The 18,815-nt window shown below is 60.5% G+C and carries 19 protein-coding genes; 1 reads left to right on the top strand and 18 read right to left on the bottom strand.

The features are described from left to right. Window positions 1–9 precede the first annotated feature (9 nt). The 6 genes from OX460_RS10000 to rpsF all read right to left on the bottom strand — a co-directional run bounded on the left by OX460_RS10000 (window position 10) and on the right by rpsF (window position 3,760). Window positions 10–636: a DUF47 domain-containing protein gene (locus OX460_RS10000; protein ID WP_010400015.1), complete on the bottom strand. Its 627-nt coding sequence runs from the start codon at window positions 634–636 to the stop codon at window positions 10–12. A 94-nt stretch (window positions 637–730) separates the two neighbouring features. Continuing rightward, entirely contained in the window at window positions 731–2,116 is a 1,386-nt protein-coding gene (locus tag OX460_RS10005; protein ID WP_034750488.1) for a replicative DNA helicase, read from the bottom strand. Window positions 2,117–2,251: 135 nt separating this feature from the next. After that, entirely contained in the window at window positions 2,252–2,707 is a 456-nt protein-coding gene (gene rplI, locus OX460_RS10010) for a 50S ribosomal protein L9 (protein WP_034783456.1), read from the bottom strand. A gap of 27 nt (window positions 2,708–2,734) precedes the next feature. Then, window positions 2,735–3,025 carry a 30S ribosomal protein S18 gene (gene rpsR / locus OX460_RS10015; protein WP_010400024.1) on the bottom strand — a complete coding sequence of 97 codons (291 nt, stop codon included), beginning with the start codon at window positions 3,023–3,025 and terminating at the stop codon, window positions 2,735–2,737. Between the two features lie 25 nt (window positions 3,026–3,050). Then, window positions 3,051–3,350 carry a primosomal replication protein N gene (priB, locus tag OX460_RS10020; protein WP_034783455.1) on the bottom strand — a complete coding sequence of 100 codons (300 nt, stop codon included), beginning with the start codon at window positions 3,348–3,350 and terminating at the stop codon, window positions 3,051–3,053. A 20-nt stretch (window positions 3,351–3,370) separates the two neighbouring features. Then, the gene (gene rpsF, locus OX460_RS10025; RefSeq protein ID WP_034750499.1) at window positions 3,371–3,760 is read right to left on the bottom strand and encodes a 30S ribosomal protein S6; all 390 of its coding nucleotides are present in this window, start codon (window positions 3,758–3,760) and stop codon (window positions 3,371–3,373) included. A gap of 275 nt (window positions 3,761–4,035) precedes the next feature. On the opposite strand from rpsF, the gene lexA reads away from it, so the two are divergent. Then, complete coding sequence (gene lexA / locus OX460_RS10030) at window positions 4,036–4,671, top strand: transcriptional repressor LexA (RefSeq protein ID WP_034783454.1); 636 nt, start codon at window positions 4,036–4,038, stop codon at window positions 4,669–4,671. A gap of 71 nt (window positions 4,672–4,742) precedes the next feature. Here lexA and OX460_RS10035 read toward each other — a convergent pair whose 3' ends face one another. The 12 genes from OX460_RS10035 to OX460_RS10090 all read right to left on the bottom strand — a co-directional run bounded on the left by OX460_RS10035 (window position 4,743) and on the right by OX460_RS10090 (window position 18,728). Then, window positions 4,743–5,516 (bottom strand): tetratricopeptide repeat protein, encoded by a 774-nt coding sequence (locus OX460_RS10035; RefSeq protein WP_251350437.1) that lies wholly within the window; start codon window positions 5,514–5,516, stop codon window positions 4,743–4,745. A gap of 79 nt (window positions 5,517–5,595) precedes the next feature. Further along, complete coding sequence (locus tag OX460_RS10040; RefSeq protein WP_289898561.1) at window positions 5,596–6,840, bottom strand: cystathionine gamma-synthase family protein; 1,245 nt, start codon at window positions 6,838–6,840, stop codon at window positions 5,596–5,598. Between the two features lie 43 nt (window positions 6,841–6,883). Beyond that, window positions 6,884–8,407 carry an amidophosphoribosyltransferase gene (gene purF, locus OX460_RS10045; RefSeq protein WP_034783451.1) on the bottom strand — a complete coding sequence of 508 codons (1,524 nt, stop codon included), beginning with the start codon at window positions 8,405–8,407 and terminating at the stop codon, window positions 6,884–6,886. Window positions 8,408–8,446: 39 nt separating this feature from the next. Further along, window positions 8,447–8,935: a CvpA family protein gene (locus OX460_RS10050; RefSeq protein ID WP_077407525.1), complete on the bottom strand. Its 489-nt coding sequence runs from the start codon at window positions 8,933–8,935 to the stop codon at window positions 8,447–8,449. A gap of 20 nt (window positions 8,936–8,955) precedes the next feature. After that, on the bottom strand, window positions 8,956–9,939 hold the full coding sequence (locus tag OX460_RS10055) for an SPOR domain-containing protein (RefSeq protein ID WP_289898562.1): 984 nt from the start codon (window positions 9,937–9,939) through the stop codon (window positions 8,956–8,958). A gap of 24 nt (window positions 9,940–9,963) precedes the next feature. Continuing rightward, window positions 9,964–11,262, bottom strand: coding sequence for a bifunctional tetrahydrofolate synthase/dihydrofolate synthase (folC, locus tag OX460_RS10060; protein WP_289898563.1), 1,299 nt, complete (start codon window positions 11,260–11,262; stop codon window positions 9,964–9,966). A gap of 101 nt (window positions 11,263–11,363) precedes the next feature. Beyond that, window positions 11,364–12,236: an acetyl-CoA carboxylase, carboxyltransferase subunit beta gene (accD, locus tag OX460_RS10065; RefSeq protein WP_010400390.1), complete on the bottom strand. Its 873-nt coding sequence runs from the start codon at window positions 12,234–12,236 to the stop codon at window positions 11,364–11,366. 197 nt (window positions 12,237–12,433) lie between these two features. After that, on the bottom strand, window positions 12,434–13,231 hold the full coding sequence (gene trpA / locus OX460_RS10070) for a tryptophan synthase subunit alpha (RefSeq protein WP_251350432.1): 798 nt from the start codon (window positions 13,229–13,231) through the stop codon (window positions 12,434–12,436). A gap of 81 nt (window positions 13,232–13,312) precedes the next feature. After that, entirely contained in the window at window positions 13,313–14,563 is a 1,251-nt protein-coding gene (gene trpB, locus OX460_RS10075) for a tryptophan synthase subunit beta (protein WP_289898564.1), read from the bottom strand. Then, entirely contained in the window at window positions 14,556–15,239 is a 684-nt protein-coding gene (locus tag OX460_RS10080) for a phosphoribosylanthranilate isomerase (protein WP_099666996.1), read from the bottom strand. The genes trpB and OX460_RS10080 overlap by 8 nt, the downstream gene beginning before the upstream one ends. A gap of 22 nt (window positions 15,240–15,261) precedes the next feature. Further along, the gene (truA, locus tag OX460_RS10085) at window positions 15,262–16,065 is read right to left on the bottom strand and encodes a tRNA pseudouridine(38-40) synthase TruA (RefSeq protein ID WP_099666995.1); all 804 of its coding nucleotides are present in this window, start codon (window positions 16,063–16,065) and stop codon (window positions 15,262–15,264) included. A gap of 173 nt (window positions 16,066–16,238) precedes the next feature. Next, window positions 16,239–18,728 carry a FimV/HubP family polar landmark protein gene (locus tag OX460_RS10090; RefSeq protein ID WP_289898565.1) on the bottom strand — a complete coding sequence of 830 codons (2,490 nt, stop codon included), beginning with the start codon at window positions 18,726–18,728 and terminating at the stop codon, window positions 16,239–16,241. Window positions 18,729–18,815 lie beyond the last annotated feature (87 nt).

Here is an 18,815-nt window from a genome sequence, read left to right on the forward strand (position 1 = left end):
GCCCAACGCTTACGCGTTTTCGACGATGATGCCTTCGATAATATTGGACACATCTTCGCAACGGTCGGTCACGGTTTCCAGAATTTCGTAGATCGCTTTCAGCTTGATCAGGTTGCGCACGTCCGGTTCGTCGCGGAACAGCTTGGACATGGCGGCGCGCATCACGTGGTCGGCGTCCGATTCCAGGCGGTCGATCTCTTCGCAGATGGCGACGATCTTGCGCGAGTTGTCCATGTTGTGCAGCATGGCGACGGCGTCGCGCACTTTTTCGGTACAGGCCAGTACCAGTTCGGCCAGGCGCTTGGCTTCCGGCGTGACGGCCTTCAGGTCGTACAGCGAGACGGTTTGCGCCGCATCTTCCAGCAGGTCGAGGATGTCGTCCTGGCGCGTGATCAGCTGATGAATGTCATCGCGGTCGATCGGCGTGATGAAGGTCTTGTGCAGCATTTCCACGGTGGCGTAGGTGACTTTGTCCGCCTGTTTCTCGATGCTTTCGATCGCATGCACGCGGTTTTCCAGGTCATCGAAATTGGTCATCAGGCCGAGCATCTCTTTGGCGCCCTTGACGCACAATTCCGCGTGCTGGTTAAACAATTCAAAAAACTTGCCCTCAGTGGGCATCAAGCGTCCAAACATGTCATTCTCCGTTAAGCATTGAGTCGTGTTATTTACTACAGAAAGCCGCCCCTTTTGATGAAGGGGCGGCCAATGGAATATCAGTGCTGCTGTGTTAGTCGCCTTGGTAAAGCGCCAGGCCACCACTGTAATTGCCAAATTTGGTGTACTGCCCCATGAAGGTGAGGCGGATGCTGCCGATTGGACCGTTACGTTGTTTACCGATGATGATTTCGGCCGTTCCCTTGTCCGGCGAGTCGGGGTTATACACCTCGTCGCGGTAAATGAACAGGATCACGTCGGCATCCTGCTCAATAGCGCCCGATTCGCGCAAGTCGGACATGACAGGACGTTTGTTCGGGCGTTGCTCCAGCGAGCGGTTCAGCTGGGACAGCGCAATCACGGGGCAACCGAGTTCTTTCGCCAGGCCTTTCAAGCCCCGTGAAATCTCGGAAATCTCCGTGGCCCGGTTGTCGCCCGGCGTATTGGCCGACATCAGCTGCAAGTAATCGACGATGATCAGGCCCAGCTTGCCGCACTGACGCGACAAACGGCGCGAGCGGGCGCGCAACTCGATGGAATTCAAGGCTGGCGTTTCATCGATGTACAACTGCGCGTCGTTCATCTTCTGGATCGCATTCGTCAGGCGCGGCCAGTCTTCGTCGTTCAGGCGGCCCGTGCGCAGGCGGTGCTGGTCGAGCTGTCCGACGGAGCCCAGCATACGCATGGCCAGCTGGGCGCCGCCCATCTCCATCGAGAACACGGCCACGGGCAGGCCGCTGTCGATGGCCACGTTTTCGCCGATGTTGACGGAAAACGCCGTCTTGCCCATCGAAGGACGGCCCGCCACGATCACCAGGTCGCCCGGCTGCAGACCCGAGGTCATGCGGTCGAGGTCGATGAAACCGGTGGGCACGCCCGTGATTTCACTCTGGTTGTCGCGGCTGTACAGTTCGTCGATGCGCTCGACTACCTGCGTCAGCAGGGGCTGGATGGCGGTCCAGCCCTGGGCGCCGCGCGCGCCCTCTTCGGCGATGGCGAAAATCTTCGATTCGGCCTCATCAAGCATCTGCTTGACTTCCTTGCCCTGCGGGCTGAAGGCCGTGCCGGAGATATCGTCGGCGACGGTAATGAGTTTACGCAGCACGCCGCGGTCGCGCACGATCTCGGCGTAGCGCCGGATGTTCGCGGCCGATGGCGTGTTTTGCGCCATGGCGTTCAGGTAAGCGAGTCCGCCCACATCATCGGCCTTGCCGAGCTGGGTCAGGGTTTCAAAAACAGTAATGACATCGGCTGGCTTGGAAGCGTTAACCATCTTGACGATTTGCTCGAAGATGATGCGATGGTCATAGCGATAGAAATCCTCCGCATGCATGAAGTCGGCGATGCGGTCATATGCGGCATTGTCGCGCAGCAGACCACCGATAACGGATTGTTCTGCTTCGATCGAATGCGGCGGAATACGGAGGGAATCCAGTTGCGGATCAGAGGGGGCGTTCATGGCGCGAATTATACCCGCTTCGGCGTGCTGGCAAAAATAAAGGGCTGAAATTGAGCGAAAAAAAGGCCACAAAAAAGCCGGGCGAACCCGGCTTTTCATAGTGCGGCAACGCTTGCGGGCCAGGCCCGCAGACGATTACGCGTTCGCGTCTGGAACGACAGCGATAACAACTTCCACAACCACGTCGGTATGCAGAGCAACCGAAACGTTGTGCTCGCCAACGATCTTCAGCGGACCGGTAGGCATGCGGATTTGTGCTTTTTCAACAGCAAAACCTTGCTTGGTCAGCGCTTCAGCGATGTCGAAGTTGGTGACGGAACCGAACAGACGGCCATCAACACCAGCTTTTTGAGCAACTTGAACGGTCAGGCCGCTCAGTTTTTCGCCCTGGGCTTGCGATGCGGCCAGTTTAGCGGCAGCAGCTTTTTCCAGTTCGGCGCGCTTGACTTCGAATTCAGCCACAGCGGTTGCCGTAGCACGACGTGCCAGGCGTTGCGGGATCAGGAAGTTACGTGCGTAACCGTCTTTGACTTTGACGACTTCGCCGAGGTTACCGACGTTAACAACTTTTTCTAACAGAATGATTTGCATAGTTCTTCTCCAGGAATATCTGACCGATTAAGCGTGGTGCAGATCGGTGTATGGCAGCAGCGCGAGGAAGCGAGCGCGCTTGATTGCGGTGTCAACTTGGCGCTGGTAGTGCGCTTTGGTACCGGTCAGGCGTGCTGGCATGATCTTGCCGTTTTCTTGGACGAAGTCTTTCAGCGTGTCGACGTCTTTGTAGTCGACTTGCTCAACGTGAGCTGCGGTGAAGCGGCAGAACTTCTTGCGTTTGAACAACGGGTTTTGCTGTTTGCGTTTTTCTTTAAGCTTGAGCTTATTTTTGTCGAACTTTTTACCGAATGCCATGTCAGGCTCCTGTATCTAAAATGCGCTAGTCAGAATTGACTGCACTAAAATCAATGATGTGAAACACCAAACTCTTGCTGTTGCGGCTCTTCCTGGCCAGGAAACCCGTGAACTGATACACCCCGCCCAAGCTTGCCTGGCTGAACCGGCCTGAGATTTCGCCAGCGGCTAGCGCGGCAACATCAAACTCGGTCAAACGGGCAATTCCTGCTTCCATCTGCTGCGAACTGTGTTGCAATACTGCATTCACAATCGGCAGCCCTGCCGGGGTATAGCGCAATATTTCGCGCTCGGCAATGATGGCGGTTACTTGTAGCTGGTTCAGCGCACGATCCTGGTCAAGAATTAAGCTGCTGCTGCGGCTGGAGCGGCTGCTGGTGCTTCGGTGCGGTGGCTTTTGGCCGCGTCTTCGCGTTGTACCGATTTCATCATCGGCGAAGGAGCTGTTTCAGCTTTCTTCATTTTAACGGTCAGGTGACGCAACACGGCATCATTGAATTTGAATGCTGTTTCCAACTCGACCAGGGTCTCGTTGTCGCATTCGATGTTCAGGCAGATGTAGTGTGCTTTAGGCAGCTTTTGGATCGAGTAAGCCATTTGACGGCGGCCCCAATCTTCCACGCGGTGAACCGAACCGCCGCGGGTGGTTACGCTGGCTTTGTAGCGTTCGATCATCGCGGGCACTTGCTCGCTTTGGTCCGGATGGACGATAAAGACTATTTCATAATGACGCATGCAAACTCCTTCAGGTCGGATTGATAATCGCCCACCCCGGCGTCAAGACGGGTGTGGGAAGGTCAGCCGAAGATTATAACCGCCTTTTGCAAACGTTTCAATCATTCCTTCCACATGGGCCCGAAAAGCCCGCGCGCCGCCGTGCTTTCCGTCCGTGGACAAGTATTTCTTGCGAAATTCGCCCAAAACACGGAAATCCCCTTGCATAGTGAACGATACTGTACAAAAATACAGACTGTTCATATAGACAGCATTTTAGTATGCACCCACCGCTCATGATCAAGCTGACAGCACGACAAGAACAAATCCTGAACCTGATCAAGGACGCGATTGAAAACACGGGCTTTCCTCCCACCCGTGCCGAAATCGCCAATGAACTGGGTTTCAAATCGGCCAATGCGGCCGAAGAGCATTTGCAGGCCCTGGCCCGCAAGGGCGCGATCGAGATTTCACCGGGCACCTCGCGCGGCATCCGCCTGATCGGCGCCGCCGCCGAAGCGCTGCCATCGAAGGTGCCGGCAGCGCTGCTGATGTCGCTGCCCCTGATCGGCCGGGTAGCGGCCGGTTCGCCCATCCTGGCGCAGGAAAACCTGGAAGCGAGCTACAACGTCGACCCCGCCCTGTTTTCGGCCAAGCCTGACTTCCTGCTGAAGGTGCGCGGCTGGTCCATGCGCGACGCCGGCATCATGGATGGCGATTTATTGGCCGTCAAGAAAGTCGACAGCGCCAAGAATGGCCAGATCGTCGTGGCCCGCATCGGCGACGAAGTCACCGTCAAGCGCTACAAGAAGACGGGGTCCGTCATCGAATTGCTGCCGGAAAACCCCGACTTCAAGGTGATTACCGTGTCGCCGGAAGATGAGTTTGCATTGGAAGGTTTGGCCGTCGGACTCATGCGCAGTTGGCATTAAGAGGGAAAGCGCTTGCATCATACCTGCGAGCGCTTAACTCCCATCCTATTGAGCACATCGGCAAGACTGCCTTATTTGCTTGGCAAAGGACTGGTCACCCATTGCGGCGTGTTCGCGGTACGTGAGCGATTCAATTCACTCATTTCATTTTCTGTCTGAATTTTTTTATTCTCCGCCAAGAGATACGCCTCTGTTTTGGAGTGCCACTCATCGCGCTGCGCCAAGATATTTTTTGCCAGCTCACGCCCTTCGGCACTCACCCTCGCATAGGCTGCATCCATGCGCAGCTTGGCCTTTTCAAATTCCTGCTCATTCATCAACGATTCAATATCAGAAGGAATGGCTTTGCCAGGCGGCAAAGAAGCATTCAAATTACTGACAAAGCTGTTATAGCACGCCATCCAGGCATCGACACTATCGGCCACATCTCTGATTTGACGCTTGGTTTGGGAGAATGCAGGGATCACCGGGGTAACGCACTTGACCTTACTCAAGGCAACATCCTCGCCGGCATATGAGTTGACATAGTAATCAATGTCACCTTTTCGCGCGACACGGTTAGCCATAAGGGCAAGCGCGGCTTCGGCATTCTTGTTGCCCGCCTTGGAGGCCTGCCCAAACCATTGTCCGGCTTGCGCGGCATCGACAGCCACTCCTTCACCATACAAATACATCTCGCCCAAATGAAATTGAGCCTCGGCATTCCCGGCCTGAGCCAGTTTCTTGTACAAATCCAAGGCTTGTGGGTAAGCCTTGGATTGCAGGAATTTATTCGCATCCGTCAGGTCATCAGCATAGACAGCGCAAGAAAACAATAAAAAAACACTAAATACAATTTTTTTCATTCCCACTCTCCGATTGAGAAAAAGACACATATGCTTTAATTACACTTAAATGTAATCTTTTTCTCAAAAAAGTGAAACCTTATTCTTCTTCCAATGCGTGCTTGAAGTCTTCCAGCAGATCCACCTCATCCTCGATACCCACCGACACACGGATCAGCGACTCGGCGATGCCCATGCTGGCGCGCCGCTCGGCACCCATCTCGTAGAAAATCGTGTGGGCGACGGGAATGACGAGGGTGCGCGTGTCGCCAAGGTTACTGGCGGGAATGGCAAGATTGAGACGATTGAGGAAATCGAAGCAGTCGATGCCATCTTTCAATTCAAAGCTGAACAGCGAGCCATAGCTGCGGAACAAGTCCGTCGCCAGCGCATGCTGCGGGTGCGACGCCAGGCCCGGGTAATGCACGGCCGCCACTCTCGGATCGGCGGCCAGCATGGTCGCCAGCGCCAGGGCGTTCGAACAGGTGCGGTCCATGCGCAAGGCCATGGTTTCCGCCCCGACGGCGATATGGTGCGCCGCTTCCGGCCCCAAAGAGGCGCCGAAATCGCGCAAGGCCTTGGCGCGGATTTGCGCGATGCCCCACTGTGCGGGCGCCGCCTTCTTGTAATTCTCGAAGATGTTCGGATACTGCGTCCAGTCGAACACGCCCGTATCCGTCAAGCTGCCGCCCAGCGCATTGCCGTGGCCGCCGATGGATTTCGTCAAGGCATTGACCACCAGGCCCGCGCCCACGGCTTTCGGACGGAACAGGTATGGCGTCGTCATCGTATTGTCGACGATGTACAGGATGCCCTTCTCGCGGCACAAGTCACCGATCTTCTTCAGGTCGGCGATCTGCGTGCGCGGATTGGCAATAGTTTCCACGAAAACAATCCGCGTGGCCGGCGTGATGGCGGCCGCCACATTGGCCACGTCGGTGGCGTCGACGAACGACACGCCGATGCCCTGCCCCGTCACCGTTTGCCACAGGCTGTTGGTGTTGCCAAACAAAAAGGCCGACGACACGACATGGTCGCCCGCGCGCAGCAAGGATTGCACCACGGCACCGATGGTGCCCATGCCGGTGGCGAAGCACAGGGTCGCCACGCCGTCTTCCATCTTGTTGACCTTGTCTTCCAGCGCGGAAACGGTCGGGTTGCCCTGGCGGCCATAGCGGAAACCCGGCTCCTTGCCCTGGAACACGGAAGCGAGCTGGCGCGCATCGGCGTAACCAAAGGCAACGGAGGTGTGCACGGGCTTGTGCAGGGAGCCATGTTCGATGCCCTTGCGGCGGTCGTTATGCAGGATGGTGGTGGTAAAGCCGTAGTTTTTTTTATCGTTCATGATCGCAGAGAAAAAAATGCCCGGCATCGGCCGGGCAGCTTACTTATGCTTCTGTTGTCGCCAGGTTCAGGTTCAGCTGGGAACGCGGCGTATCTTCGGGCGCTGCCGCCTTCGGATGGTGGCGCGCATATTCCAGGCGGTCCAGGTATTCCTGCGACACGTCGCCCGTCACGTACACGCCATCGAAGCACGAAGCCTCGAAGTTGGTCAGGGCCGGGTTGACGTCGGCGATGGCCTGTTTCAGCGCGCCGATATCCTGGTACACCAGGTAGTCGGCCGTGATTTCGCGGCACACTTCTTCCGTCGTGCGGCCGTAGGCGATCAGTTCGTCGCGCGTCGGCATGTCGATGCCGTACACGTTCGGGTAGATCACCGGTGGTGCGGCCGAAGCGAAGATGACCTTCGTCGCGCCCGCTTCGCGCGCCATCTGCACGATTTCACGGCTGGTGGTGCCGCGCACGATGGAATCGTCGACCAGCAGCACCACTTTATCCTTGAATTCGGACGGGATCGCGTTGAGCTTCTGGCGCACGGATTTCTTGCGCGCCGCCTGGCCCGGCATGATGAAGGTGCGGCCGATGTAGCGGTTCTTGATGAAGCCTTCGCGGTACTCGATGTTCAGCGCCATGGCCAGCTGGATGGCGGCCGGACGCGAGGAATCGGGAATCGGCATGACCACGTCGATATGTACGCCAGGCAATTCAGCGCGGATCTTTTCGGCCAGGTACTCGCCCATTTTCAGGCGCGTGGCGTACACGGAGGCGCCGTCGATGACGGAATCGGGACGGGCCAGGTAGACGAACTCGAATACGCACGGGTTCAGGCTGGCATTGTCGGCACACTGGGCGCTGTGCAATTGCTTGTCAGCATCGATGAAGACGGCTTCGCCGGGACCGATATCGCGCACGAAGCGGAAGCCCATGCCTTCCAGGGCCACGGATTCGGAAGCGATCAGGTATTCGGGACCTTGCTCCGTTTCATTGATGCCCAGGCACAGCGGACGGATGCCGTGCGGGTCGCGGAAGGCCAGCAAGCCCACGCCGGCGATTTGCGCCACGGCAGCGTAGCCACCCTTGACGCGGCGGTTCAGCACGGTGACAGCCTTGAAGATGGCTTCCGGGTCCAGGTTCAGGCCCGTCGTCGCTTCCTGGATTTCATGCGCCAGCACGTTGAGCAGCACTTCCGAATCGGAATCGGTATTGATGTGGCGGCGGTCGTTCTTGAACATTTCCAGCTTCAACTGTTCCCAGTTGGTCAGGTTGCCATTGTGCGCCAAGGTGATGCCGAACGGCGCATTCACATAGAACGGTTGTGCTTCCTCTTCGCTCGACGAACCGGCCGTCGGGTAGCGGCAATGGCCGATGCCCGTCGTGCCTTGCAGCGAACGCATGTTGCGCGTACGGAAGACGTCACGCACGAGGCCATTGGCCTTGTGCATGGAAAACATACTGCTGTGATTGGTCGCAATCCCTGCCGCGTCCTGACCGCGATGTTGCAGGAGCAACAATGCATCATAGAGCAATTGATTGACAGGTTGATGGGAAACGACGCCGACGATGCCACACATGGTGTGCTCCTAAACTGTGCTACTGATTTTAAAAAAAATTCAAAATTTCACATGCTGCGCGTAAGCGGCAGGCAGATAAGGCTTGATGGCGCGCGCGCCCTGTTCCGCGAGCGGGCTGAGCTGCGCGTTTTTCCAGAATGGCTGCTGCGGTATGGACGTCATGCCACACAAGATGACGGCGGTCAGCACGATCACAAGGCCCCGCGCCACGCCGAACAGGCTGCCCAGAGTGCGGTCGGCCAGGCTCAGGCCCGTCACCTTGACCAGCGCGTCGACCGTCATGGACAGCAATCCCATCAAAATGCGCACACCGATGAACAGCACCACGAAGGCCAGCAACAATCGGATGGCTTCGCCCGGCACGGCTTCCGGCAGGAATTTCGCCAACGTGGCGCCATAGGCATTGGCAATGACAAAAGCCACGATCCAGCTGACCAATGACAGTATTTCCTTGACCAGGCCGCGCATCATGCTGATCAGCACGGACGTCACCAGCACGAACAGCACCAGGTAATCGAAGATCGTCACGCCCGTTCAGCCTTGCAACATCACGCCGGTACCAGGCTGCCGCCCAGGCCCAGCTTTTGCAGCTTGGCGCGGGTCTTTTCGGCGTCTTCGCGGCTGCCGAACGGTCCCACGCGCACGCGGATGCGTTCGCCCGCCGGGCTGGAGACTTTCTGCGTGTACGACTTGATGCCCGCTTCGCGCAGCTTGTCCTGCAATTCGTCAACCTTGTCCTGCGTCGCCAGCGCCGCCACCTGCACCACGAACTTGCCGCTGCCGGCGTCGTGCGCCTTGTCCTGCACCTTCTCTTGCGGCTTGTCCTGCGGCTTGCCTTCCAGGATGGCCAGCGCGCGCGCGGCATCGTCGGCCGATTGCGCCGGCTTGGCAGGCTTCGGCTCGGGCTTGGCTTCCGGTTTTACTTCATGCTTGGGCTCAGGCTTGGACTCGTGTTTCGGCTCGGCCTTGGGTTCCGGCTTGGTTTCGTGCTTCGGTTCCGGTTTTGGCTCCACCTTGACCGGCTTGGGCTCGGGTTTCGGTTCCACGTAGGCTGGCTTGACCGGCGCAGGCTGGACGGCGGCCAGCACGGGTGCCGGTGCAGGCGTCGGCTTGGCCGCAGGCGGCAGCGGCGCGTCGACGATCTCCTCGGACTGGTCCAGGCCATTCGATGCGGCCCGGACCGGAACGGCCGGCACGGGCGCCGGTGCAGGCGCTACGGCCTTTTCCTTCGACGGAATATCGATGGCGATATCGTTGAACGGCGCCTTCGGCTCGGAGTCGAGCAGCATCGGCAAGCCGACAGCCACGCCCAGGGCTAGGGCAATGGCCCCGACCAGGCGGCGGCGTGCGCGCTTTTTTTCAGGCAAGACCGGATCCGGCGCTTCCTTGCCGCCACGGCGCGATCCGCCGCCACCGGAGGTGTTGGCGGCGCGTTTGCGGGTCGGCGACTGTGCTTCGCCAGGGACATAAAAGCCGCTGTCTTCGCCAGAGGATTCTTGCTTGTTTTTAAACAGTTTCGAGAACAAGCCCATGCGTGATTTTCAGTCGAGTGCGTTTCAGTGAAGTGAGGATTTTCGGGCCTTCATCACGCCGGCGACGGTGAGGAAAGAACCAAAGACCACAATTCTATCATTCTCACCGGCCCGGCTCATTGCATTTGCAAAAGCTTGTGCCGGATCATCGAAAATAGACACAGTATGTTCGCTGCTGTCGGGCTTATCTTCGAGCATGATCTGCACCTTGGCGGCCAGTTCGGAGGCCGTGGCCGCGCGCGGCGAAGGCAGGCCCGTCAGGCACCAGTGGTCGACGTGCTCGCTCATGGCGGCCAGCACGCCATCGATATCCTTGTCGTGCATGGAACCGAACACGGCATAGGTGTACGGGTGGAAACCCATATTGCCCAGGTTCTGGTTCAGCGCCGACGCCGCGTGGGGGTTGTGCGCCACGTCGAGGATCACGCTGGGGCGGCCAGGCAAGACCTGGAAGCGGCCCGGCAGCTCCACCGTCACGAGGCCCGTGCGCACTTCCTGCGCGCCCACGGGCAGTTTCAGCTTCAGCACTTCCAGCGCGGCCAGCACGGCCGTCGCATTGAGGATCTGGTTGGCGCCGCGCAAGCTCGGGTAGGCCAGCGAATTGCGGCGCTGCTCGCGCCCGCCGTAGTTCCACTGCTGCTTGTCGCCCGAATAGTTGAAATCGCGGCCCATCAGCCACAGGTCGGCGCCGATGGCCTCGGCATGGTCGATCAGCGACTGCGGCGGCACGGGGTCGCTGCAGATGGCTGCCTTGCCCGGACGGAAGATGCCCGCCTTTTCAAAGCCGATCGCTTCGCGCGTATCGCCCAGGTAATCCGTGTGGTCGATATCGACGCTGGTGACGATGGCCACGTCCGCATCGATCACGTTGACGGCGTCGAGGCGCCCGCCCAGGCCCACTTCCAGGATGGCCACGTCCAGCTTGGCCTGCGACAGCAGGTGCAGGATGGCCAGGGTGGTGAATTCGAAATACGTCAGCGGCGTGTCGCCCCGCACGGCTTCGACGGCATTGAAGCTGGCGACGATCTGTTCGTCGCTGGCCATCTCGCCCAGCACGCGGGCGCGCTCGTTAAAATCGAGAAAGTGCGGCTTGATGTACAGCCCCACTTTGTAGCCGGCACGCAACAGCACGGATTCCAGCATGGCACAGGTGGAACCCTTGCCATTCGTGCCCGCCACCATGATCACGGGGCAAGTAAACGCCAGCTGCATGCGCGCCTTGACGGCTTGCACGCGGTCCAGGCCCATGTTGATCTGGGTTTCCGAATGGCGGGTTTCCAGCATGGCGAGCCAGTCCGGCAAGGTGGTGGGGAGCTTGTGCATGGGAGACTTCTTGATGAGGAGACAGTGCGCGAGGCGCGGAGATGGTGTGGCGTGGCAACCGGGCGTGTCCTGCGGACGCCGCCCGGCCTGTTACGTTGGCGTTACGCCAAGACTTCGACGGCCTGGTTTTGCAACAAGGCCAGCAGGCGGGCGATTTCTTCGCGCATCTTGCGGCGGTCGACGATCATGTCGACGGCACCCTTGGTGACGAGGAACTCGGCGCGCTGGAAGCCTTCCGGCAGTTTTTCGCGCACGGTGTTTTCAATCACGCGGGGGCCGGCAAAGCCGATCAGCGCTTTCGGTTCAGCAATGACCACGTCGCCCATGAAGGCGAACGAGGCGGACACGCCGCCCATGGTCGGGTCGGTCAGCACGCTGATGAATGGCAATTTCTTTTCCGACAGCTTGGTCAGCATGGCCGTGGTTTTCGCCATCTGCATCAGGGACAGCAAGCCTTCCTGCATGCGCGCGCCACCGGTGGCGGTGATGCAAATGAACGGCACTTTCTGTTCCAGCGCGATTTGCGCGCCGCGCACGAAGCGCTCGCCCACGACGGAGCCCATGGAGCCGCCCATGAATTCGAATTCGAAGCACGCCACGACAACCGGCAGGCTCATGATGGCGCCGCCCATGACGACCATCGCATCCGTCTCGCCCGTCGCTTCCATGGCGGATTTCAGGCGGTCCGGGTATTTCTTGCTGTCCTTGAACTTCAAGGTATCGACAGGCAGGATTTCCTGACCGATTTCATAGCGGCCGCCCGCGTCGAGCAGGCTGTCGAGGCGTTCACGCGCGCGGATGCGCATATGGTGATCGCATTTCGGGCACACGTGCAAATTCGATTCCAGGTCCGTACGGTACAGCACGGCTTCGCACGACGGGCATTTGACCCACAGGCCTTCCGGCATGGTCTTGCGCGCGGCAGCATCAGAACGCTGTATGCGCGGTGGCAGCAGTTTTTCCAACCAACTCATATTTTCTCCTTGGGCCCTTGTAGGGGTAGCGTCGGTGGACGCCCCCGGCAGACGGTAAACGGCGACGCCCCGCAGGGCGCCACCAAAAATTTTATCTATTGCACAATAACAGGCAAATCAGTGGCCGAAGTGTAGCCGTTTATCGCCGGGCTGTCGAACTTTGCCGCCAACGCATATTGCGTAAACGGCAAGCTTGCTCAGGCGTCCAGTGCGGCGCGGATGCCTGCCGTAAAGCTGCGCACGGCGTCGACGGCGCCGCCTTCCGGGGCATTTTCAATCTCCTGGATGATGCGGCTGCCGATCACGACGGCATCGGCCACCTTGGCAACGGCCTTGGCCGTGGCCCCATCGCGGATGCCGAAGCCCACGCCGATAGGCAATTTTACATGCTGGCGGATGGCCGCGAGGCGCTCTGCCACCTGTTCCGTATCAATGTTGCCGGCGCCCGTGACGCCTTTCAGCGACACATAATAGCTGAAGCCGCCGCCAACCTTGGCCACTTGCGCGATGCGCTCTTCAGTCGAGGTGGGCGCCAGCAGGAAGATCAGGTCCAGGCCCGCTGCACGCATGGCGGCCGCGAATTCCTCGCATTCTTCCGGCGGATAGTCGACGACGATGGCGCCATCGGCGCCGGCCGCTTGCGCTGCATCAATAAATGCGGCGCTGCCGATGCGCTCGATGGGATTCGCATAGCCCATCAGCACCACGGGCGTCGTCTGGTTGGTTTCGCGGAACTGGCGCACATAGCCGAACACGTCGTGGATGCCGACGTTGAATTTCAAGGCCCGCTCGCAGGCGCGCTGGATGACGGGGCCTTCGGCCATGGGGTCGGAAAACGGCACGCCCAGTTCCAGCACATCGGCGCCGCCCTCGACGAGCGCGTGCATCAGGGGCACGGTGGCGTCGGGGCCGGGGTCGCCGGCGGTGATGAAGGTGACCAGGGCGGTCTTGTTGTTGGATTTTAAGTTGGCAAAAGTGGCGGAGATACGGGACATGGCGAGCTTTCGTATTATCGGTGAGAGATGTCGGATGGCGCGCTGTGCGCTCATCCGACCTGCGCGGGATCTTTCAGCTGTTTAACTGAAATTGAGTCCCATGCGTTCCGCCACGGTATGCATGTCCTTGTCGCCGCGGCCCGACAGGTTGGCCAATACAATTTTATCTTTCGGCAAGGTGGCCGCCAGTTTGGCCGCGTAGGCCAGCGCATGCGACGATTCCAGGGCCGGGATGATGCCTTCGATATGGCAGCAATCGTGGAACGCCTGCAGCGCTTCCTCATCCGTGATCGACACATACTGCGCGCGGCCCGAGTCTTTCAGCCACGCATGTTCCGGGCCTACGCCGGGATAGTCGAGGCCGGCCGAGACGGAATGCGTCTCGATGATCTGGCCGTTTTCATCCTGCAACAGATAGGTGCGGTTGCCGTGCAGCACGCCCGGGAAACCGGCCGTCAGCGAGGCCGAGTGCTTGCCCGTGTCCAGGCCTTCGCCGGCCGCTTCCACGCCGATCAGTTTCACGTCTTTCTGGTCGATATACGGGTAAAAGATGCCCATGGCGTTTGAACCGCCGCCGATGCAGGCCAGCACGTAGTCGGGCTGGCGGCCCGTCATTTCCGGCATCTGCACCAGGCATTCCTCGCCGATCACGGACTGGAAGTCGCGCACCATCATCGGATACGGATGGGGGCCGGCCACGGTGCCGATGATATAAAAGGTGTTTTCGATATTCGTGACCCAGTCGCGCATGGCTTCGTTCAGCGCATCCTTGAGGGTCTTGGAGCCGGATTCGACGGGCACGACGGTGGCGCCCAGCAATTTCATGCGGTACACGTTCTGCGCCTGGCGCTTGACGTCTTCGCTGCCCATGTAGACCACGCATTCGAGGCCGAAGCGGGCGCAGATGGTGGCCGTGGCCACGCCATGCTGGCCCGCGCCCGTCTCGGCGATGATGCGCGGCTTGCCCATGCGCTTGGCCAGCAGGGCCTGGCCGATGACGTTATTGATCTTGTGCGCGCCCGTGTGGTTCAAGTCTTCGCGCTTGAAATAGATTTGCGCGCCGCCCGCCAGCTCAGACCAGCGCTTGGCGTGGTAGATCGGCGACGGACGGCCGACGAAATGCTTGAGCTCGTAGCGGAATTCTTCGAGGAATTCCGGATCGACGCTGTAGCGGGCGTAGGCTTCCTTCAGCTCGGCCAGCGCATGCGTGAGCGTTTCGGCAACGAAGGAACCGCCGTACGGGCCGAAGTGGCCGCGCAGGTCGGGAAACGGGTAATCGGTGGCGTGGAACAATGCGGCGGCTGCGCCGGGCGCGGTGGTGTGGTCATTCATGGTTGTTTCCTCTGGCAATGATGGCATCGGCATCCTGCACCGCGGCGATAAACGCGCGGACACGGGATGCGTCCTTGATGCCCTTGGACGCTTCGACACCACTGCTGATGTCGACGGCGTAAGGGCGCACGCGCACCACTGCGTCAGTCGCGTTTTGTACGCTCAAGCCACCACTTAAAACGACCCGAGGCGCGAGTTCTTTTGGAATGAGGGACCAATCAAATACCTTTCCTGCGCCACCGTAGGCATCCACATAGGTATCGAGCAAGAGACTCGAAAACAAGGGACTGGCGGCGCGATAGCGCTGTTCGTATTCTAGCAAATCTTCAAAGGAGGTGTCGGGTTTGACGCGGAACACTTGCGTAAACGGCGTATTCACGGCGCCAGCCAGCGCGGCGCTGTGTTCGGGCGTCTCGTCGCCATGAAATTGCAGCAGAGACAATGGCGCCACGGCCTTTGTTGCCTGCACTTCTTCCAGCGTGGCATTGACGAACAGGCCGACCGTCGTCACGTAGGGCGGCATGGCGGCGATCAGGCTGGCCGCCTGCTGCGGCGTGACGTAACGGGGGCTTTTCGGATAAAACACGAAGCCGATGGCGTCGGCGCCCGCCGCCACGACGGCCTGGATGTCTTCGGCGCGGGTCAGGCCGCAGATCTTGATGCGTGTGCGAGGCATGGCTATCCTTTATTGATGCAGATCAAAACCAGGGCAAGGCGCTGCTGCTGTCTTGCGGCAAGGCCCATTTCGGATCGTAATCGATCTGCGCCAGGTACAAGCCGTCCGGCATGAACGTGGGCGCAGCCGCATGACGGTCACGGCTTTCAAGCAAGTGCCCGAGCCAGTCCGGTTTTTCGCGTCCCGTGCCGATGTAGACGAGCGAACCGACCAGGTTGCGCACCATGTGGTGCAGGAAGGCATTGGCCGTAATCGTAAAAATCACGCAATCGCCGCGCCGCTCGATGCGGATGTCATGCATCAGCTTGACAGGCGACTTGGCCTGGCATTGCGCGGCACGGAAGGCCGTGAAATCGTGCCAGCCCAGCAGCGGCTGCACGGCCTGGCGCATCAGTTCCACGTCCAGCGGACGGAAAAAGAAACCGGCACGGCCTTCCACCAGCGGCGAACGGGTAGCGTTGTTGTACAACACATAATGATAGGTGCGTGCGCGCGCGCTGAAACGGGCGTGGAAGAAGTCATTGACCGTCGGATCGCCTTCGAGTTCCTTGGCCCAGCGCACGGCGATGGATTTCGGCAGGAAGGCGTTGACGCCGCGCACCCACGAGTGCACATCGCGGTTCAATTCCGTATCGAAATGCACGACTTGCTCGAGCGCATGCACGCCCGTATCCGTGCGGCCGGCACAGGTGGTGGCCAGGCGTACGCGGGCAAACTGTTCCAGCGCGTTTTCCAGCTGGTCCTGCACCGTCTGCCCGTCTTCCTGCTTCTGGTATCCGTGCCAGGCCGTGCCGTCGTATTGCAGGCCGAGGACGATACGCTTCAATGGCGTTGCTGTCGTAATATTTTGCATCGAAGCATTATACCGGCGCAAAGGCGGCCCCGCCTTCCGGCCACACAAGCGCCTGAGACGGCGTTCAGGGCAAGGCGCGCGGTCGAAGACAGTACGAATAGTACGGCGAGACCGTGCAACGCAGCCATGGACGTCGTATCAGGTGCTTAGCTCAGCAAAGCTCTCATGGTATTCGCTTTCTTCACCTGCTCTTCGCTGCCGCCCTTGATGACTTCATCGATCAGCTCGCGCGCGCCTTCCTTGTCGCCGATTTCCTGGTAAGCGATCGCCAGGTCCAGCTTGGTATCCATTTCCATGTGGATGGCCGACAGCGGGTCGTCCACGCCCACGCTGGCCGTCTTGCCATCGTTGAGGTCCAGGTCGATGCCGGACAGGTCGAATTCCTGCGCCGGCGGTATGGCTTCCGGCAAGGTGGCGGGCGTTTGCGCATCGTCAAACAGGCTGTCGATGGAAGGCTCGGCCGCCGCCACCGGCGCGGCAGCGGGCGCGACAGGCTCGTCGAGGTCGAAATGGGCCAGGTCGACATCCTTCAACGGATCAGGCAACGGCGTCAAGCCGGCACCCACGCCATTCACGGGACCGGCTGGCGGCTCCAGGTCCAGGCCGAAATCCATGCTGGCGTCATAGTGCACATCGTGCGCATCCTGCGCGGCAGAAACAGGCTTGCTGTCCGGCCCCGGCATGACGATCGGGTCGCTGGTGGAAACGGGCTCGAAGTCGAGGCTGTCGAGGTCGAAATCGAGCGGATCGCGCGCATCGCGGGCCGCCACGGAAGACACCGGTTCGGCCGGCACCAGGTCGGCCAGCGGCGCAGGAGTAGACAAATCGTCAGGCAAATCCATGCTCTGGCCATGCAAGTCGTCGCCGGCAGCCTTGCTCAGACTGACGACGGCGTCGTCTTCCGTATCGCCATACAGGGGATTGGCAGGGTCGAGCGCCAGGCCCAGCGCGGCCGCCTGCGGCCACTCTTCGCCCTGGCCGCGCGTCAGGCTGTACAGCTCGCTGGCCTGGTCTTCAAACGCGCGCACGTCGTTGCGGGCCGAATAGATTTCCAGCAACTTCAAGCGGGCGGCATGGCGCTCGGGGTGGATGCGCAAGGCTTCCTTGAGGATATCTTCCGCCTGGCCATCGCGGCCGTAGGCGATATACACGTCCGCTTCGGCGACCGGGTCCGTTTCATTCGCGTCGAGCATGCTGGCGCCCGCTGCGGCGGCCACGCCGGCAGCGGCGGCGCCCGTGCCGAACAGGTGATTGCTCGCTTCGGATTGCTGATCTTCCGGCGCCAGGCCGGCCGGCGGCGCCACTGGCGCTTCCGGCTCGAACACGGGGGCGATATCTTCGGCGGGCGGCGGCGTCTCCTTGCGGCGGCGCGCGATCACCAGCGCGGCCACGGCGGCCAGCAGCGCGGCCAGGCCGATGCCGATGGCGCCCAGGTGGTCGCTGATCTTGTCGGCGAAGGTCGGTTCCAGCGGCGATGGCTTTTTCACCAGCGGCACCGGTTTCGCCTTCGGCACGGGCGGCTGGGCTTCGGCAGGTGCACTGGCGACGGCGCTGGCCGATGCGCTGGCAGCGGCCTCGGCCGGCTTGGCGGGCGCCGGGGCGCTCTTGTCGGCCATGGCCTTGCTCTTGACCGCCATCAACTTTTCCAGGTCGCTGACGTTCTTTTCCAGTTCCTTGACGCGGGCGGCCGCTTCATCGACCTGCTTCGCCTTGGCGATCTTGTCTTCTTCGCTGGCAACGGCGCTCTTGCCGGCCGACTTGGCTGCCGGCTCCGCCTTCGACAGTTTCAGCTTGTCTTGCGACTCGCTCACGGCCGTCGGTTTTTCCTGCACCTTGGTCGGGCCGATCTTGCCGGCCGTGCTTTGCGTCGCTTGCGCGGCCTTGGCCGGCTTGCTTTGCGACACCTGGCCTGCCAGCTTGTTGCGGTAGGCGTCGAAATCGATGGCGTGCGCCGTCACGATGCCCTTCGCTTCAGCCGCGCCGGTGGCGCGCACGGTGTCCGCACCCGGCACGGCCAGGATGCGCCCGGCCTGCATGCGGTTCATGTTCTCGCCCTTGAAGGCGTCGGGATTGGCGCGGTACAGGGCGACGAGCATCATGTCGAGCGACACGCCCGATGGCTTCAGTTCGCTGGCGATGCGGCTCAGGGTGTCGCCCGCCTTGACCTTGTATTCGCCTGCCGCCTTTTTCGCGGCTGGTGGCGCAGCATCGGCGGCGGCAGCGGCCGGCTTGGCCTTGCCAGGCTCGACTGGCGCCGTCACTTGCGCGCCGCGCGTCTGGCGCGCTTCGGGCGTGTCGAGCACGAACGCATATTCGCGCACCTGGCGGCCGCTCTTGCTGCTCAGCTCCAGCAGCAGGTCGACCATGGGTTCGGCCACCGGTTGCGCCGAGCTGATGCGGATGAAGGACTTGCCGTTGCGGTTTTCCACGGCAAACGTCAAGGCGTTCAGGGCGGGATTGAATTCCACGTTGGCCTGGCGATAGGCATCAGGCGGCGCCAGCTTGGCCAGCAGGCTCGAAGCCTCGCCTGGCTTGACGGCCGATAATTCGACCTCGGCGCGCAGCGGCTGGCCGGCGGCGGACAGCACCGTGATCTTGCCCAGCTCGGCTGCGGATACCGCCGGTGACAATAACACCGCACAGGCGACAGCGCTGCTGAGTGTTTTAATGGCAAGGGAGGCGACCCGGGGACGAGTGTGTACAGGCATAGTTGGCGGCATCTT

Origin of the sequence: Janthinobacterium sp. SUN033 (genome assembly GCF_030397595.1) — a bacterium.
Lineage (GTDB): Bacteria > Pseudomonadota > Gammaproteobacteria > Burkholderiales > Burkholderiaceae_D > Janthinobacterium > Janthinobacterium kumbetense.